This window comes from Citrobacter sp. RHB35-C21 (genome assembly GCF_013816515.1).
Classification (GTDB): Bacteria; Pseudomonadota; Gammaproteobacteria; order Enterobacterales; family Enterobacteriaceae; genus Citrobacter; species Citrobacter braakii.
In genome coordinates this window covers 5134443-5152141 of record NZ_CP057147.1, presented here as the reverse complement: position 1 = coordinate 5152141, position 17699 = coordinate 5134443, and the positions used below count along the sequence as shown (strand labels likewise).

The 17699-nt window shown below is 53.0% G+C and carries 17 protein-coding genes; 10 read left to right on the top strand and 7 right to left on the bottom strand.

The features are described from left to right. Window positions 1-606 precede the first annotated feature (606 nt). The 9 genes from rpmH to HVZ39_RS24835 all read left to right on the top strand — a co-directional run bounded on the left by rpmH (window position 607) and on the right by HVZ39_RS24835 (window position 8295). Window positions 607-747 (top strand): 50S ribosomal protein L34, encoded by a 141-nt coding sequence (gene rpmH, locus HVZ39_RS24875; RefSeq protein WP_003023858.1) that lies wholly within the window; start codon window positions 607-609, stop codon window positions 745-747. 17 nt (window positions 748-764) lie between these two features. Then, window positions 765-1124 carry a ribonuclease P protein component gene (gene rnpA, locus HVZ39_RS24870; protein ID WP_003844432.1) on the top strand — a complete coding sequence of 120 codons (360 nt, stop codon included), beginning with the start codon at window positions 765-767 and terminating at the stop codon, window positions 1122-1124. Then, window positions 1088-1345 carry a membrane protein insertion efficiency factor YidD gene (gene yidD / locus HVZ39_RS24865; RefSeq protein ID WP_003023846.1) on the top strand — a complete coding sequence of 86 codons (258 nt, stop codon included), beginning with the start codon at window positions 1088-1090 and terminating at the stop codon, window positions 1343-1345. The genes rnpA and yidD overlap by 37 nt, the downstream gene beginning before the upstream one ends. 2 nt (window positions 1346-1347) lie before the next feature. After that, window positions 1348-2994, top strand: coding sequence for a membrane protein insertase YidC (gene yidC, locus HVZ39_RS24860; protein WP_181547000.1), 1647 nt, complete (start codon window positions 1348-1350; stop codon window positions 2992-2994). 136 nt (window positions 2995-3130) lie between these two features. Further along, window positions 3131-4495: a tRNA uridine-5-carboxymethylaminomethyl(34) synthesis GTPase MnmE gene (mnmE, locus tag HVZ39_RS24855; protein WP_016155071.1), complete on the top strand. Its 1365-nt coding sequence runs from the start codon at window positions 3131-3133 to the stop codon at window positions 4493-4495. 180 nt (window positions 4496-4675) lie between these two features. Next, a complete protein-coding gene (locus tag HVZ39_RS24850; protein ID WP_181633080.1) occupies window positions 4676-5857 on the top strand; it encodes an MFS transporter in 1182 nt (393 codons plus the stop codon). Beyond that, on the top strand, window positions 5826-6785 hold the full coding sequence (yidZ, locus tag HVZ39_RS24845; RefSeq protein WP_016155073.1) for an HTH-type transcriptional regulator YidZ: 960 nt from the start codon (window positions 5826-5828) through the stop codon (window positions 6783-6785). The genes HVZ39_RS24850 and yidZ overlap by 32 nt, the downstream gene beginning before the upstream one ends. A gap of 166 nt (window positions 6786-6951) precedes the next feature. Beyond that, entirely contained in the window at window positions 6952-7698 is a 747-nt protein-coding gene (locus tag HVZ39_RS24840) for a 4'-phosphopantetheinyl transferase superfamily protein (protein ID WP_016155074.1), read from the top strand. 30 nt (window positions 7699-7728) lie between these two features. Beyond that, window positions 7729-8295, top strand: a complete 567-nt coding sequence (locus tag HVZ39_RS24835; protein WP_003827046.1) for an NADPH-dependent FMN reductase — start codon at window positions 7729-7731, stop codon at window positions 8293-8295. 115 nt (window positions 8296-8410) lie between these two features. Here HVZ39_RS24835 and adeP read toward each other — a convergent pair whose 3' ends face one another. Then, the gene (gene adeP, locus HVZ39_RS24830) at window positions 8411-9748 is read right to left on the bottom strand and encodes an adenine permease AdeP (protein ID WP_016155075.1); all 1338 of its coding nucleotides are present in this window, start codon (window positions 9746-9748) and stop codon (window positions 8411-8413) included. A 167-nt stretch (window positions 9749-9915) separates the two neighbouring features. On the opposite strand from adeP, the gene yieH reads away from it, so the two are divergent. Continuing rightward, a complete protein-coding gene (gene yieH / locus HVZ39_RS24825) occupies window positions 9916-10581 on the top strand; it encodes a 6-phosphogluconate phosphatase (protein WP_016155076.1) in 666 nt (221 codons plus the stop codon). An 83-nt stretch (window positions 10582-10664) separates the two neighbouring features. On the opposite strand, the gene phoU is transcribed toward yieH, so the two are convergent. The 6 genes from phoU to glmS all read right to left on the bottom strand — a co-directional run bounded on the left by phoU (window position 10665) and on the right by glmS (window position 17530). Then, window positions 10665-11390, bottom strand: coding sequence for a phosphate signaling complex protein PhoU (gene phoU / locus HVZ39_RS24820; RefSeq protein ID WP_047498806.1), 726 nt, complete (start codon window positions 11388-11390; stop codon window positions 10665-10667). Window positions 11391-11404: 14 nt separating this feature from the next. Then, on the bottom strand, window positions 11405-12178 hold the full coding sequence (pstB, locus tag HVZ39_RS24815) for a phosphate ABC transporter ATP-binding protein PstB (RefSeq protein WP_003023821.1): 774 nt from the start codon (window positions 12176-12178) through the stop codon (window positions 11405-11407). Window positions 12179-12284: 106 nt separating this feature from the next. Continuing rightward, entirely contained in the window at window positions 12285-13175 is an 891-nt protein-coding gene (pstA, locus tag HVZ39_RS24810; RefSeq protein ID WP_016155077.1) for a phosphate ABC transporter permease PstA, read from the bottom strand. Next, window positions 13175-14134 carry a phosphate ABC transporter permease PstC gene (pstC, locus tag HVZ39_RS24805; protein WP_016155078.1) on the bottom strand — a complete coding sequence of 320 codons (960 nt, stop codon included), beginning with the start codon at window positions 14132-14134 and terminating at the stop codon, window positions 13175-13177. Before pstC ends, pstA begins: the two co-directional genes overlap by 1 nt. A 192-nt stretch (window positions 14135-14326) precedes the next feature. Next, window positions 14327-15367, bottom strand: coding sequence for a phosphate ABC transporter substrate-binding protein PstS (pstS, locus tag HVZ39_RS24800; protein WP_016155079.1), 1041 nt, complete (start codon window positions 15365-15367; stop codon window positions 14327-14329). A gap of 333 nt (window positions 15368-15700) precedes the next feature. Further along, window positions 15701-17530 (bottom strand): glutamine--fructose-6-phosphate transaminase (isomerizing), encoded by a 1830-nt coding sequence (gene glmS, locus HVZ39_RS24795; protein ID WP_016155081.1) that lies wholly within the window; start codon window positions 17528-17530, stop codon window positions 15701-15703. Window positions 17531-17699: the final 169 nt, after the last annotated feature.

Here is a 17699-nt window from a genome sequence, read left to right as displayed (position 1 = left end):
GGCGGACTCCACTCGAACAAAAGTCGATAAATGACAAAGGCTGAAACATTCATGATTGTTGACGCACATCGACAAGACCCTATGCAAAGGGTGACGTGCGAATTGCTATCTGCAATTTTTACCCGATCAGGATCCATTGAAACGATCAGGACCGCGGATCATAGCGTAAACTGAGAAAGAGATCTTCTGTTTCTCACAGATTCTTCCCGATTTATCCACAGGATGATCCAGAATCGGCTAAGTGTAAACGATCCTGGAGAAGTGCTGCAGGTTTTAGCGCGCATATTGAAAAAATTAATGAGTAAAGATGCTTTACTGCTTAAACGATCTAATAAAGATCCCGAGCGATCCTTGCGCTTTATCCGCCAGCCCGTATAATTCTTACCCCCAGCGAGTAACGGTCGCCTTACGGCGTCAACGCTGCCTGTTTTATACGCGAAACCATGCGGAAAAAAGCGGGAAATAAGGAAAGAGAATTGACTCCGGAGTGTACAATTATTACAATCCGGCCTCTTTAATCACCCACACTGTGGCGTAAGTCGTTCGAAATTCGTTCGGGTATACGCAAAAGTCAGTGAATTTATTCAAGTTTAGGTAGAAATCGCCATGAAACGCACTTTTCAACCGTCTGTACTGAAGCGCAACCGTTCTCACGGCTTCCGTGCTCGTATGGCTAATAAAAATGGTCGTCAGGTTCTGGCACGTCGTCGTGCTAAAGGCCGTTCTCGTCTGACCGTTTCTAAGTAATAAAAGCTAGCCCCTGAGTGGTTAAGCTCGCATTTCCCAGGGAGTTACGTTTGTTAACTCCCACTCATTTCACATTCGTCTTCCAGCAGCCACAACGGGCTGGCACGCCGCAAATCACCATCCTCGGCCGCCTGAATTCGCTGGGGCATCCCCGCATCGGTCTTACCGTCGCCAAGAAAAACGTTAAACGCGCGCATGAACGCAATCGGATTAAACGTCTGACACGTGAAAGCTTTCGTTTACGTCAGCACGAACTTCCAGCAATGGATTTCGTGGTGGTGGCGAAAAAAGGGGTTGCTGACCTCGATAACCGTGCTCTCTCGGAAGCGTTGGAAAAATTATGGCGTCGCCATTGTCGCCTGGCTCGCGGGTCCTGATAGCCCTTATTCGGGTCTATCAACGCCTGATCAGTCCGCTGCTTGGGCCGCATTGCCGTTTCACTCCAACCTGTTCGAGCTACGGAATTGAGGCATTGCGCAGGTTTGGAGTGATAAAAGGCAGTTGGTTGACGGTGAAACGCGTATTAAAATGCCACCCTTTACACCCTGGTGGTGACGATCCCGTCCCGCCCGGACCATTTGATACCAGAGAACACTAACGATGGATTCGCAACGCAATCTTTTAGTCATCGCTTTGCTGTTCGTGTCTTTCATGATCTGGCAAGCCTGGGAGCAGGATAAAAACCCGCAACCTCAGGCCCAACAGACCACGCAGACAACGACCACCGCAGCGGGTAGCGCCGCAGACCAGGGCGTACCGGCCAGTGGCCAGGGGAAACTGATTACGGTTAAAACTGACGTGCTTGATCTGACCATCAACACCCGTGGTGGTGATGTGGAACAGGCTTCACTGCCAGCTTACCCGAAAGAACTCGGTTCTACCGAACCGTTCCAGTTACTGGAAACCACGCCACAGTTCATCTACCAGGCACAGAGTGGCCTGACAGGTCGTGACGGCCCGGATAACCCGGCTAACGGCCCGCGTCCGCTGTACAACGTCGAAAAAGACGCGTTTGTACTGGCTGACGGTCAGAACGAACTGCAGATCCCGATGACCTATACTGACGCAGCGGGTAACACATTCACTAAAACGTTTGTACTCAAGCGCGGTGAATATGCTGTCAACGTTAACTACAGCGTGCAGAACTCCGGCGAAAAACCGCTGGAAGTCTCCACCTTTGGTCAGCTGAAGCAATCCATCAATCTGCCATCTCATCGCGACACCGGTAGCAGCAACTTTGCGCTGCACACCTTCCGTGGCGCGGCGTACTCCACGCCGGATGAGAAGTATGAGAAATACAAATTCGACACCATTGCTGAAAACGAAAACCTGAACGTCAATGCTAAAGACGGCTGGGTCGCAATGCTGCAACAGTATTTCGCAACGGCATGGGTTCCGCGTAACGACGGCACCAACAACTTCTATACCGCTAACCTGGGTAACGGCATTGCCGCTATCGGCTATAAATCACAGCCGGTGCTGGTTCAGCCTGGCCAGACTGGTGCGATGACCAGCACCCTGTGGGTCGGCCCGGAAATTCAGGATAAAATGGCGGCAGTTGCACCGCACCTGGATCTGACCGTGGATTACGGCTGGTTGTGGTTCATCTCTCAGCCGCTGTTCAAACTGCTGAAGTGGATCCATAGCTTCCTGGGTAACTGGGGCTTCTCCATCATCGTTATCACCTTTATCGTTCGTGGCATCATGTACCCGCTGACTAAAGCGCAGTACACCTCCATGGCGAAGATGCGTATGCTGCAGCCGAAGATTCAGGCTATGCGTGAGCGTCTGGGCGATGACAAACAGCGTCAGAGCCAGGAAATGATGGCCCTGTACAAAGCTGAGAAGGTTAACCCGCTGGGCGGCTGCTTCCCGCTGATCATCCAGATGCCAATCTTCCTGGCGTTGTACTACATGCTGATGGGCTCCATTGAACTGCGTCATGCGCCGTTCGCTCTGTGGATCCATGACCTGTCTGCACAGGACCCGTACTACATCCTGCCGATCCTGATGGGCGTGACGATGTTCTTCATTCAGAAGATGTCTCCGACCACCGTGACCGACCCGATGCAGCAGAAGATCATGACCTTTATGCCGGTCATCTTCACCGTGTTCTTCCTGTGGTTCCCGTCAGGTCTGGTGCTGTACTATATCGTCAGCAACCTGGTAACCATTATTCAGCAGCAGCTGATTTACCGTGGTCTGGAGAAACGTGGCCTGCATAGCCGCGAGAAGAAAAACTCCTGATACTAGTCGCAGGTGCGTTGGCTGCATTTGCTTGCCGCCTTCCTGCAACTTGAATTATTTCGAGTATTCACGGTAAAGTTAATGCCAGAGAAGGCGGTCATTAGACCGCCTTTTTTACATTTACAAGAGAGCTATCATGAACCATAACGACACCATCGTCGCTCAGGCCACCCCACCGGGACGTGGTGGCGTGGGTATCCTGCGCATCTCCGGCCTGAAGGCGCGCGAGGTTGCAGAAACCGTACTGGGGAAACTACCAAAACCGCGCTATGCCGACTATCTGCCGTTTAAAGACGCGGATGGCAGCACGCTGGATCAAGGAATTGCCCTGTGGTTCCCAGGCCCGAACTCCTTTACCGGTGAAGATGTTTTAGAGCTTCAGGGCCACGGCGGTCCGGTGATTCTCGATCTGCTGCTCAAACGTATTCTGACCATTCCCGGGCTGCGCATTGCCAGACCGGGTGAATTCTCCGAGCGTGCGTTTCTCAATGATAAGCTTGATCTGGCCCAGGCAGAGGCAATTGCCGACCTGATCGATGCCAGCTCAGAGCAAGCCGCTCGCTCGGCGCTGAACTCGTTGCAGGGCGCATTTTCTGCACGGGTAAATCATCTTGTGGAAGCGCTCACTCACCTGCGCATCTACGTGGAAGCGGCGATCGACTTTCCGGATGAAGAAATCGACTTCCTGTCTGATGGCAAGATTGAAGCACAGCTCAACAACGTTATCAGCGATCTCGATGCCGTTCGTGCCGAAGCGCGTCAGGGCAGCCTGCTGCGCGAAGGGATGAAGGTGGTCATTGCCGGTCGCCCAAATGCCGGGAAATCAAGCCTACTGAACGCGCTGGCAGGTCGTGAGGCGGCCATTGTGACCGACATTGCGGGTACGACTCGCGACGTACTGCGTGAGCATATTCATATCGACGGTATGCCGCTGCACATCATCGACACTGCCGGTCTGCGCGATGCCAGCGATGAAGTTGAACGCATTGGTATCGAACGCGCGTGGCAGGAAATTGAACAGGCCGACCGCGTTCTGTTTATGGTTGATGGCACCACCACCGACGCCGTGGACCCGGCTGACATCTGGCCAGACTTTATTGCCCGTCTGCCAGCCAAACTGCCGATTACCGTGGTGCGTAACAAAGCGGATATTACCGGTGAGACGCTGGGCCTTAGCGAAGTAAATGGCCACTCACTGGTTCGCCTATCCGCGCGTACCGGTGAAGGCGTTGACGTGCTGCGTAACCATCTCAAACAGAGCATGGGCTTTGAAACCAATATGGAAGGCGGCTTCCTGGCGCGCCGTCGTCACCTGCAGGCGCTGGCAGAAGCGGCGGAGCATCTCGAGCAGGGTAAAGCCCAACTGCTCGGAGCATGGGCCGGAGAATTGCTGGCAGAGGAACTACGTCTGGCGCAGCAGAACCTCAGTGAGATCACCGGGGAATTTACCTCCGACGATCTGCTGGGAAGGATTTTCTCCAGCTTCTGTATTGGCAAATAACGTTGTGTTGCCCGGTGGTGCGATGCCTACCGGGCCTACAGTACCCGTAGGTCGGATAAAGCAAATCGGCTATCCGGCTACAAGTAATTTCCCATATGGAAATCACTGTTGTCCAAATGGCAACTCGTGCAGTTGACTCTCTGCCCGTATGCTTAGCGCCACATTCCTCATGAGGTCGCTATGACACGCTTTCTAATCTGCAGTTTCGCCCTGGTGTTACTCTATCCCGCGGGTATTGATATGTATCTGGTGGGGCTGCCCCGTATTGCTGCCGATTTACAGGCCAGCGAGGCGCAACTGCATATCGCGTTTTCGGTTTATCTGGCGGGAATGGCGACGGCGATGCTGTTTGCCGGGAAAATTGCCGACCAGTCAGGACGCAAACCCGTCGCTATTGTCGGCGCCCTCATCTTTATTTTCGCCTCTGCGCTGTGTTCATTCGCCGAAAGCGGTACGCCGTTTCTCACAGGCCGCTTTATTCAGGGCGTAGGCGCAGGCTGCTGCTATGTGGTGGCTTTCGCCATCCTGCGCGATACGCTCGACGATCGCCGCCGGGCGAAGGTACTGTCGCTGTTGAACGGTATCACCTGTATCGTGCCGGTACTGGCACCGGTGATGGGGCATCTGATTATGCTCAAATACCCGTGGCAGAGCCTGTTCTACACGATGATCGGTATGGGGGTGGCCGTTTGCTTGCTGTCAGTGTTTATCCTGCGAGAATCGCGCCCAGAGACGCTCCCGGCATCTGCAGAGAAGAACCACCTTTCTGAATCGCTGGTGAACCGTTTTTTCTTAAGCCGTCTGGCCATCACCACTCTCAGCGTGTCGGTGATCCTGACCTTCGTGAATACTTCGCCGGTGCTGTTGATGGAAGTGATGGGCTTTGACCGTGGAGAATACGCCACCACGATGGCCATGACCGCAGGCATCAGTATGGCGGTCTCGTTCTCTACGCCATTCGCCCTGAGCGTGTTTAAACCTCGTGTTCTGATGCTGACCTCACAAGTGCTGTTTCTGTCTGCTGGTGTGGTGTTAACCCTGGCCAGTACGCACATGGTGACGCTGTTTGGGCTGACTTTAATCTGTGCCGGGTTCTCCGTCGGCTTCGGTGTCGCGATGAGCCAGGCGCTGGGACCTTTCTCGCTGCGTGCGGGCGTTGCCAGCTCGGCGTTAGGTATTGCGCAGGTTTGCGGTTCCTCGCTGTGGATATGGCTGGCGGCGGTGCTCGGTCTTGATGCGCTGAATATGCTGATCGGGATTCTGATTGGCTGTAGCATAGTGAGTATCATGCTGATTATCACTGTTGCCCCTAACCGGTCCACGCCAACTCATGAAGAAATCCCTCAGCAGTCTCGATCTTAATTTATTGCTCTGCCTGCAGCTGTTGATGCAGGAACGCAGTGTTACCAAAACTGCCAAACGGATGAACGTCACGCCGTCGGCGGTCAGCAAGTCGCTGTCGAAACTGCGGGCCTGGTTTGACGATCCACTGTTTGTAAACACCCCGCTGGGGCTAACGCCAACACCGCTGATGGTCAGCATGGAACAGAATCTGGCAGAGTGGATGCAGATGAGCAACCAGTTGCTGGATAAACCACACCATGAAGCGCCGCGCGGGCTGAAGTTTGATCTGGTGGCCGAAACGCCGCTGGTGATGATCATGTTCAACGCGCTCTCCCGACAGATCTATCAGCGTTATCCCCAGGCGACGATCAAAATACGCAACTGGGACTATGATTCGCTGGATGCAATTATTCGCGGCGAAGTGGATATCGGCTTTACTGGCCGGGAAAGCCATCCGCGTTCGCGTGAACTGTTGAGTTTGCTGCCGTTGTCGATCGACCATGAAGTGCTGTTTTCCGATCTCCCCTGTGTCTGGCTACGTGAAGATCATCCGGCATTGCAGGAAGAGTGGAATCTGGACACATTTCTACGCTATCCGCACATCAGCATTAGCTGGGAGCAAAGTGATACCTGGGCACTGGATGAAGTCCTGCAAGAGATGGGGCGTGCGCGCAATATTGCGTTATGTCTGCCCGGTTTTGAGCAGTCGCTGTTTATGGCCGCCCAGCCGGATCACGCGCTGATAGCCACAGCTCCGGTTTATTGCCAGCGTTATAACCAACTCCACCAGCTTCCGCTCGTGGCGCGTCCTATGCCTTTTGATGCCGCGCAGCTGGAAAAAATGCGCGTACCGTTCACCCTTCTTTGGCACAAACGTAACAGTCATAATCCTAAGATCGTCTGGTTGAAAGACACCATCAAGGCGCTTTATCGCGACATGTCCTGACGTTGCACCGCCACTTTGTTGCTAAATCGACTATTCTGGCAACAGAAATGTAAATATCGCGTAATGTATTCTATTTCAGCTTACTTTTTGGGCAGCAAAGCCTGCCTGGATGCCGCGTAAATGTTACTCTGGTAATTATCACGGACCATTAATCACGGAGCGAAAAATGGCGACACATTTTGCCAGAGGGATTCTTACGGAGGGACACCTGGTTTCAGCTCGCCTCCCTTCTCCATGTCATATCGAAGCAAGAGATCTCCCCGCTCATCGCCGAACACGTTTCCTGGCTTCCCGAAGTTTACTCGCTGAACTGATGTTTATGCTTTACGGCACCAGTACGCTGCCCGAGATTGTTACTCAGGCCAAAGGTAAGCCCATTTTTCGCGATAAGAACCTGCCGGGATTTTCGATTTCTTATGCCGGGAATATCGTTGGCGTTGCGCTAACAACTGAAGGAACGTGCGGGCTGGATATGGAACTGCAGCGAGCTACCCGCAGCTTTCACCATCCGCATTCAACGGAAACATGGCGCTTCTCCAGCAACGAAAATCTGTGGATCAATAACCAAAACGACCCCAACGAAGCACGCGCGCAGCTCATTACGTTGCGCCAGAGCGTACTCAAACTCACCGGCGATGTAAGCAATGATGATCCGCACGAACTCCAGCTTTTACCCGGCGCAGGACGTCTGAAATGTGCCCATGTTGCGCAGGTTGAAGCCATTTGCGATGCGGAAGATGTTCTGGTGTGGTCGGTTGCGGTTACGCCAACCATTGAAAAACTCAAGGTTTGGGAGTTTGATGGTAAACAGGACTGGAAAAGTTTGCCTGATATCCAGACCCGCGCCAATGAGCCTACGGGTCGTCTGATCCGGTTCTCTCAATTATGCGCAGCGAAGAGCCATACGCTTTGATTTAACCTTTATGATGAAACAGGAGTCACCATGTCAGAAACATTGAATGTTGTTACGTTACTGGGAAGTCTACGCAAAGGTTCGTTTAATGGAATGGTTGCCCGTACGCTGCCCAAGATTGCTCCAGCAGGAATGGAAGTCAACGCGTTGCCATCAATTGGTGATATCCCACTGTACGATGCCGACCTCCAGCAGGAAGAAGGTTTTCCGGCAAGCGTAGAAGCGCTGGCAGAGCAAATCAGGAAGGCTGACGGTGTCGTCATCGTGACACCGGAATATAACTATTCCGTGCCTGGCGGACTGAAGAACGCCATCGACTGGCTGTCCCGCCTGCCGGATCAGCCATTATCGGGTAAGCCGGTGCTGATCCAGACCAGCTCCATGGGCGCCATTGGCGGCGCGCGCTGCCAGTACCATCTGCGTCAGATCCTGGTGTTCCTCGACGCCATGGTAATGAATAAACCGGAATTTATGGGCGGCGTGATTCAGAACAAAGTGGACCCGCAGACAGGTGAAGTGATCGACCAAAGTACGCTGGACCATCTAACCGGCCAACTGACCGCATTTGGCGACTACATCCAGCGTGTGAAAGCCTAAAAGAAAAAGCCCGCTGGCTGCAATGCCTGGCGGGCCGTATCCGGTTATCAAATTTGCCTGATGGCGCTGCGCTTATCAGGTCTACACGCCTCGCGCAGCACCGTCTCAGCGGCAATTAATGCGCGTCGATAAACACAATCTTCAACACAAACAGCAGTGCGACAACGATGACGCATGGGCTGAGATCGCGGAAACGTCCGGTACCGATTTTCATCACACAGTAGGAAATAAAGCCCAGCGCGATACCTTCGGTAATCGAGAAGCTAAACGGCATCATCACGGCGGTAATAAACGCCGGAACGGCTTCAGTCAGGTCATCCCACTTCACGCGTGACAGGCTTGATGTCATCAGGACGCCAACGTAAATCAGCGCACCAGCGGCCGCATATCCCGGTACCATTCCCGCCAGCGGCGACAGGAAGATAACCAACAGGAACAGCAGGCCGACAACTACCGCGGTCAGGCCAGTACGTCCACCGACAGAAACCCCGGAAGAAGACTCGATATACGCGGTAACGGAAGAAGTACCGATAAACGCACCAGCAACCGATGACACGCTATCCACATACAGCGCCTGCTTCATACGCGGAAACTTACCCTTCGCATCCGCCAGACCGGCTTTATCCGTGACGCCAATTAGCGTACCGGAGGAGTCGAACAGGTTGACCAGCATGAACGAGAAAATTACGCCCGCAAGACCAATGTTAAACGAACCAGCCAGATCAACATGCCCGATAACGGACATTACGCTCGGCGGCGCGGAGACGATCCCGTTGTAATGGACATCGCCCAGCATCCAACCCAGCAGCGTGGTCACAATGATAGAGATCAGTACCGCCGCATGGATGTTACGTGAAGCCAGAATCGCGATGATAAAGAAGCCCAGAATACCGAGCAGTACGCTGTGGGACGTCAGGTTGCCAATAGACACCAGGGTGTCTTGGTTGGCGACGATAACACCAGCGTTTTTCAGCCCCATCATGCCGATGAACAGACCAATACCGCTGGTGATCCCCACGCGCAAACTAACCGGGATGTTGGCAATCATCCAGTAACGTACGCGGAAAATCGTCAGTAGCAGCAGACCTACCGCGCCCCAGAAGATTGCGCCCATACCGATCTGCCATGACAGGCCCATCGCGCCAACGACCACGAAGGCGAAGAACGCATTCAGACCCATAGCAGGCGCAAGTGCGACCGGCAGGTTGGCAAACAGGCCCATCAGGATGCTACCAAATGCAGCAATCAGGCAGGTGGTCACAAAGACGGCGCTGGTATCCATGCCAGCCACGCCAAGAATTTGTGGGTTAACAAAAACGATATACACCATCGTCAGGAAGGTGGTTAAACCGGCGATCACTTCGGTCCGTGCCGTCGTGCCATGTTCGCGCAGTTTGAACACGCGTTCCAGCATCCCCTGGCCAGAAGCCTGGGTTGTGTGTTGTTGACTCATTATCAATTTCCGAACAAGGAGGGAAAATTCGTCGCTATCCTATACCAAAATGCGACAATAGGGTTGGGTTATGAGCAACTTTTTTCATTGATTTTGCTTATACGGCAACGATTGCGTCGCCCAATAATGCATTACGAAAACGTTAAACTTGTTAAAACGGAAATGACATGTCCCAGATAGAAGCCGTATTTTTTGACTGTGACGGTACCCTTGTCGACAGTGAAGTGATTTGTTCTCGCGCGTATGTCAGCATGTTCCAGGCGTTCGGCATTACGCTCGATCTTGAAGAAACTTTTAAACGCTTCAAGGGGGTAAAGCTGTACGAGATCATCGACATTATCAACGAAGAGCACGGTGTCGAACTGGCAAAAGCCGAATTAGAACCGGTTTACCGCGCAGAGGTCGCACGTCTGTTCGATACGGAACTGGAGGTGATTGCCGGAGCCAATGCGCTGCTGGACAGCATGACCGTCCCTATGAGCGTGGTATCTAACGGTCCGGTCAGCAAAATGCAGCACTCGCTGGGTAAGCTGGGTATGTTGCACCATTTCCCTGATTTACTGTTCAGCGGCTACGATATTCAACGCTGGAAACCCGATCCGGCCCTGATGTTCCATGCGGCGAAAGCGATGGACGTTAACGTTGAGAACTGCATTCTGGTTGATGACTCCAGCGCAGGTGCGCAGGCGGGGATTGCTGCAGGGATGGAAGTGTTTTACTTCTGCGCCGATCCGCATAACAAACCAATCGATCATCCTAAAGTGACGACGTTTACCGATCTGGCGCAGTTGCCAGCGTTATGGAAGGCGCGGGGTTGGAATATTACGCGATAACTGAAAGGCCGGATGGCGCTAACGCTGATCCGGCCTGCATGTCTCGTAGAGCGGGTAAACGTTAGCGCCACCCGCCACAAAAATCACTCTTTCGGATCTTTGCCCGCCAGCAGCTTATCCAGCTCATCACCGCCCACGTGACGGAAGTCTTGTCCCTTCACGAAGTAGAAGATGTATTCGCAGATATTCTGGCAACGGTCACCGATACGCTCGATGGAGCGCGCGCAGAGCAGCGCGGTCAGCACGCTTGGAATGGTACGCGGGTCTTCCATCATGTAGGTCATCAGCTGACGCACGATACCTTCATACTCCTGGTCGACTTTCTTATCTTCGCGATAAATACGTACCGCTTCGTCAAGATCCATACGCGCAAACGCATCCAGCACGTCATGCAGCATTTGTACGGTGTGGCGACCCAGTGATTCCAGGCTTACCAGCAACGGCTGATGCTGTTGAGAAAATTTCTCCAGCGCGGTGCGGCAAATTTTATCCGCAACGTCGCCAATACGTTCCAGCTCAGCGATCGTTTTGATAATCGCCATCACCAGACGCAAGTCACTGGCGGTCGGCTGACGCTTGGCAATGATACGCACGCAGGCCTCGTCGATCGCCACTTCCATCATATTGACGTTCTTATCGCCCTCAATGACGCGCTTCGCCAGCTCACTGTCCTGATTGTGCATGGCGGTAATCGCATCAGAAAGCTGCTGCTCGACCATGCCGCCCATGGTCATCACCTGGGTACGGATGCTTTCCAGCTCTGCATTGAACTGGCCGGAAATATGTTTATTAAGGTTAAGATTATCCACAACAAGCTCCTGAATCAGCCGTAACGACCGGTGATGTAGTCTTCAGTTTGTTTCTTCGCGGGCTTGGTGAACAGATCGTCCGTGTTACTGAACTCAATCAACTCGCCCAGGTACATAAATGCCGTGTGATCGGAACAACGCGCAGCCTGCTGCATGTTGTGGGTAACGATAACGACGGTGTAATCCTCTTTCAGCTCAGTGATCAGCTCTTCGATACGCCCGGTAGAAATAGGGTCGAGCGCTGAGCACGGCTCATCAAGCAGAAGCACTTCCGGGCGAATGGCGATCCCACGCGCAATACACAGACGCTGCTGCTGACCACCGGAGAGAGAGTACCCGCTCTGGTGTAATTTATCTTTGGTTTCGTTCCACAGCGCGGCCTTGGTCAATGCCCACTGCACACGCTCGTCCATATCCGCACGAGAGAGTTTCTCAAACAGACGCACGCCAAAAGCGATGTTGTCGTAGATGGACATCGGGAACGGCGTCGGCTTCTGGAATACCATGCCCACTTTGGCACGCAGCAGAGCGATATCCTGAGTGTTGGTGAGAATATTGTCGCCATCCAGCAGGATTTCGCCTTCCGCACGCTGTTCCGGGTACAGTTCAAACATTTTATTGAACGTACGCAGCAACGTCGATTTACCACAGCCTGACGGCCCGATAAACGCCGTTACCTGGTTTTTGGCAATATCCAGGTTGATGTTCTTCAGGGCATGGAACTTGCCATAGTAGAAGTTCAAATCACGAACCTGAATCTTACCCGGGGCAGTATCAACCATACTCATTTCTATCTTTTCCTCATCATGCCTGATGGCGCGCAGCTTTCAGGCCTACAAATGTCTTCAATCGTAGGCCGGATAAGGCGTTTACGCCGCCATCCGGCACTTCGTCTTAACCGTGTTTCTTCTTCGCGAAAATGACGCGCGCCAGAATGTTCAGCAGCAGTACGCACAGGGTAATAATCAGTACCCCGGCCCAGGCCAGTTGCTGCCACTCAGCAAACGGGCTCATCGCAAACTTAAAGATAGTGACCGGCAGGTTGGCGATAGGCTGCATCATGTCGGTGCTCCAGAACTGATTGGAGAGCGACGTAAACAGCAGCGGAGCCGTTTCACCTGCGATACGTGCAATAGCCAGTAAAACGCCTGTAATGATGCCTGAGACAGAGGCCTTCAGGGTGATCGCAGAAATCATCTTCCATTTCGGCGTACCCAGCGCATAGGCGGCTTCACGCAGGCTATCCGGTACCAGCTTGAGCATGTTCTCCGTGGTACGAATAACAATGGGCACCTGCAGCAGCGCCAGCGCGATAACGCCCGCCCAGCCGGAGAAGTGCTCCATTTTTGCTACCACGATGGTGTAAACGAACAGACCGACCACGATTGATGGCGCAGAAAGCAGGATGTCGTTGATAAAGCGGATCACCTCAGCCAGCCAGGACTTACGTCCGTACTCTGCCAGGTAGATACCCGCCATAATACCAAGCGGTGTACCAAACACGGTCGCCCACAGAATTAACAGTCCGCTACCGGCCAGGGCATTCGCCAGACCACCACCAGCCGTATTCGGCGGAGGTGTCATTTCGGTGAACAGCGCCAGTGACATACCGTCAATACCGCGGGTGATCGTGGACATCAGGATCCAGATAAGCCAGAACAGACCAAATGCCATGGTCGCCATAGAGAGCGTCAGCGCGATGCGGTTCTTCAGACGACGACGCGCCTGCATTTTACGGCGGGATTCCGCAAGCGCAGCGGTGTTTTGCATTTCAAGCGTAGCCATTAGCGTGCCCCCTCGTTCTTCGCAAGGCGCATGATCATGAACTTAGACGCCGCCAGCACGATGAAGGTAATCACAAACAGAATCAGGCCCAGTTCCATCAACGCGGCAACGTGCAGTCCTGATTCCGCTTCGGCGAATTCATTCGCCAGCGCAGAAGTAATACTGTTGCCCGGCATGTACAGCGAGGCACTATCGAGCTGGTAGGTGTTACCGATGATGAACGTCACCGCCATGGTTTCACCCAGCGCGCGGCCCAGACCGAGCATCACGCCGCCGATCACGCCGTTTTTGGTGAACGGCAGGACGATGCGCCAGATAACTTCCCAGGTAGTACAACCGATGCCGTAGGCTGACTCTTTCATCAGCACCGGCGTTTGTTCGAACACATCGCGCATAACCGCCGCAATGTACGGGATGATCATGATGGCGAGGATCACGCCAGCGGCCAGAATACCGATACCAAACGCCGGACCCGCAAACAGCGCGCCAACAAACGGAATGTTGGAAAGGATGTTCCCGACCGGCTCCTGGAAGTAAGTCGCAAACAGCGGGGCAAAGATAAACAGGCCCCACATGCCGTACACGATACTCGGAATTGCCGCCAGCAATTCAATAGCGATACCCAGCGGGCGACGCAGCCAACCAGGAGCAAGTTCAGTCAGGAATAAGGCAATGCCAAAACTCACCGGAACGGCGATCAGCAGTGCGATAAGCGAGGTGACCAGCGTACCGTAAATCGGTACTAATGCACCGTAGATATCGTTTGGCGCATCCCATTCTTTAGTCCACAGAAAGGAGAAGCCAAATTTCTGAATGCTTGGCCAGGAGGAGATAACCAGAGAGACAATAATGCCACCCAACATCAATAGCACAATCAGCGCAGCCAGTTTTACCAGCGCGCTGAATATCATGTCACCTTTTTTACCCGGTGGGTTCAAAGCAGGCTTGGTTGCAGCCATAAATCACTCTTTAAGTTTGGGCCAGGAAGCACGCATTTTATCGTGCTTCCCGGCTAACGTAATGCCATACCCTAAATAATTCGAGTTGCAGCAAGGCGGCAAGCTTGTGAATACCCAGGAGCATAGATTCACTATGTGACTGGGGTGAACAAGCACAGCCAACACAGCTGCGGCTCGAAGTATGACGGGTATTTAGTACAGCGCTTTACCGCTGCTGTCCTTCACGTTGGTCTTCCATGCAGCACGAATCTGCTCAACCACGCTGTCCGGCAGGCTGGCGTAATCCAGGTCATTAGCCTGTTTGCCGCCATTTTTGTACGCCCAATCGAAGAACTTCAGCACTTCAGCGCCCTGCTCAGGTTTCTTCTGCTCTTTATGCACCAGGATGAAGGTGGTGGAAGTGATCGGCCACGCATCGTCACCTTTCTGGTTAGTCAGATCCTGAGCGAAGGTTTTGCTCCAGTCAGCGCCTTTTGCAGCGTTGGCAAAGTTTTCTTCGGTCGGACTTACCGGTTTGCCATCAGCAGAGACCAGCTTGGTGTACGCCAGGTTGTTCTGCTTAGCGTAAGCGTACTCAACGTAGCCGATAGAACCCGGCAGACGCTGTACGAACGCAGCGATACCGTCGTTACCTTTACCGCCCAGACCGGTCGGCCAGTTAACGGTAGAGCCGGAACCAATTTTAGATTTCCACTCTTCGTTCACTTTCGCCAGGTAGCTGGTGAAAACGAAGGAAGTACCGGAACCGTCAGCACGACGCACAACGGCGATATTCTGAGAAGGCAGCTTCAGACCCGGGTTCAGTTTGGTGATGGCTTCATCATCCCACTTCTTAATTTTACCGAGGTAGATGTCGCCCAGCGTTTTACCGTCCAGCACCAGTTCGCCGGATTTCAGGCCAGGGATGTTCACCGCCAGCACCACACCACCGATAACAGTCGGGAACTGGAACAGGCCTTCTTGCGCCAGTTTCTCGTCAGACAACGGTGCGTCAGAGGCGCCGAAATCAACGGTATTGGCCGTAATTTGTTTTACACCACCGGAGGAGCCGATACCCTGGTAGTTTACTTTGCTACCAGTCTCTTTCTGATAGGTATCTGCCCATTTGGCATACACTGGCGCAGGGAAGGTTGCACCTGCACCTGTCAGGCTCGCTGCTGCAAACGCAGAAAACGCGCTCATGGATAAGGTCGCGGCGACAACAGTTGCGACAGTGGTACGCATAACTTTCATAATGTCTCCTGCACGGTTTTCGTAAATCGTTGTTTGAGTTGCTACTGTGAGCAAAATAGGACAAACAGGTGACAGTTAAATGTACGAAATATGACAGTTTTATGACAATGAAAAACTTGGGAAGTTTTTTATCTAAAAATACATTTAAAACAGAATGTTAATCACCATGATGACAATAACATTTCGCTGAAATTTTCTTTTTATGACACTGAAAACAGTAGTTGAAGATGACGGTTTGTCACATAAAACAGGCGGGATAATTGATTAAAAACAGAACAAGCTAAAAAAATGCCCCGCTTGCAGCAGGGCATTTTCAGTTCAGTTAAGTGCGGATTACTCTACGGTAACCGACTTTGCCAGGTTACGCGGCTGGTCCACGTCGGTGCCTTTAATCAGCGCCACGTGATACGCCAGCAACTGCAGCGGAACGGTGTAGAAGATCGGTGCAATCACCTCTTCCACATGCGGCATCTCAATGATGTGCATGTTTTCGCTGCTGGTAAAGCCAGCATCCTGGTCCGCAAAGACGTACAACTGACCGCCACGAGCGCGAACTTCTTCAATGTTGGATTTCAGTTTTTCCAACAGTTCGTTGTTCGGTGCAACTACGATAACCGGCATATCGGCATCAATCAGCGCCAGCGGACCGTGTTTCAGTTCGCCTGCAGCATAAGCTTCAGCGTGAATATAAGAGATCTCTTTCAGCTTCAGCGCGCCTTCCAGCGCAATCGGGTACTGATCGCCACGGCCCAGGAACAGCGCATGGTGTTTGTCTGAGAAACCTTCCGCCAGAGCGGCAATGCGTTTGTCCTGAGACAGCATCTGCTCAATACGGCTAGGCAGCGCCTGCAGACCGTGAACGATCTCCTGCTCAATAGACGCATCCAGGCCTTTCAGACGAGACAGTTTCGCCACCAGCATCAGCAGAACGGTCAGTTGGGTGGTAAATGCTTTCGTCGAGGCCACACCGATTTCGGTACCGGCATTGGTCATCATCGCCAGGTCGGATTCGCGCACCAGAGAAGATCCCGGTACGTTACAAATAGCCAGCGAGCCCAGATAGCCCAGCTCTTTAGATAAGCGCAGACCCGCCAGGGTATCCGCCGTTTCACCGGACTGGGAAAGGGTAATCATCAGGCTGTTACGACGCACGGCGGATTTGCGATAGCGGAACTCGGAAGCGATTTCGACATCACAAGGAATACCAGCCAGCGATTCAAACCAGTAGCGGGACACCATACCGGAGTTGTAGGACGTACCACAGGCGATAATCTGGATATGCTCAACCTGAGACAGCAACTCGTTGGCACGTGAACCCAGCTCGCTTAAATCCACTTCACCGTGACTAATGCGACCGGTCAGCGTATTTTTAATTGCGTTCGGCTGTTCGTAGATCTCTTTCTGCATGTAGTGGCGATAAATACCTTTTTCGCCCGCGTCATACTGCAGATTCGATTCGATATCCTGACGCTTCACTTGTGCGCCAGACTTGTCGAAAATAGAGACAGAACGACGGGTCACTTCTGCGATGTCACCTTCTTCCAGGAAGATAAAGCGACGGGTTACCGGCAGCAACGCCAGCTGATCGGAAGCGATAAAGTTTTCCCCCATCCCCAGACCAATCACCAGCGGGCTACCTGAACGGGCCGCCAGCAGAGTTTCCGGGTTACGGGTATCCATGATCACCGTGCCATAGGCACCGCGCAACTGTGGAATAGTACGCAGTACGGCTTCACGCAGCGTACCACCCTGTTCCAGTTCCCAATGCACCAGGTGAGCAATCACTTCGGTGTCGGTTTCAGAAACAAAGGTGTAACCACGGGTTTTCAGTAGTTCACGCAGAGGTTCATGGTTTTCAATGATGCCGTTATGCACCACAACAATGTGTTCAGAAACATGGGGATGCGCGTTCGCTTCTGAAGGTTCACCGTGTGTCGCCCAACGGGTATGAGCGATACCTGTACCACCATGCAGCGGATGTTCTTCCGCAGCAGCAGTCAGCATCTGCACTTTACCCAGACGACGCAGACGGGTCATGTTGCCTTCAGCATCGACAACGGCCAGACCAGCAGAGTCATAACCACGATATTCCAGACGACGTAAACCTTCGAGAAGGATTTCAGCTACATCACGCTGCGCGATAGCGCCAACAATTCCACACATATTTTTTGATTCCGAATTTAGGCATTTGCCTGTCGTTGTCGCTGACCTGTATTTGCCCTTTCCGGGCGCCCCGAGCCTTGTAGAGAGTGGGGTTATTTTTATGGTACTGCTTGTTGAGCGGAGGATTATGTTATCCCCTCATCTCTTGTCTGCCTGATGGCGCTTACGC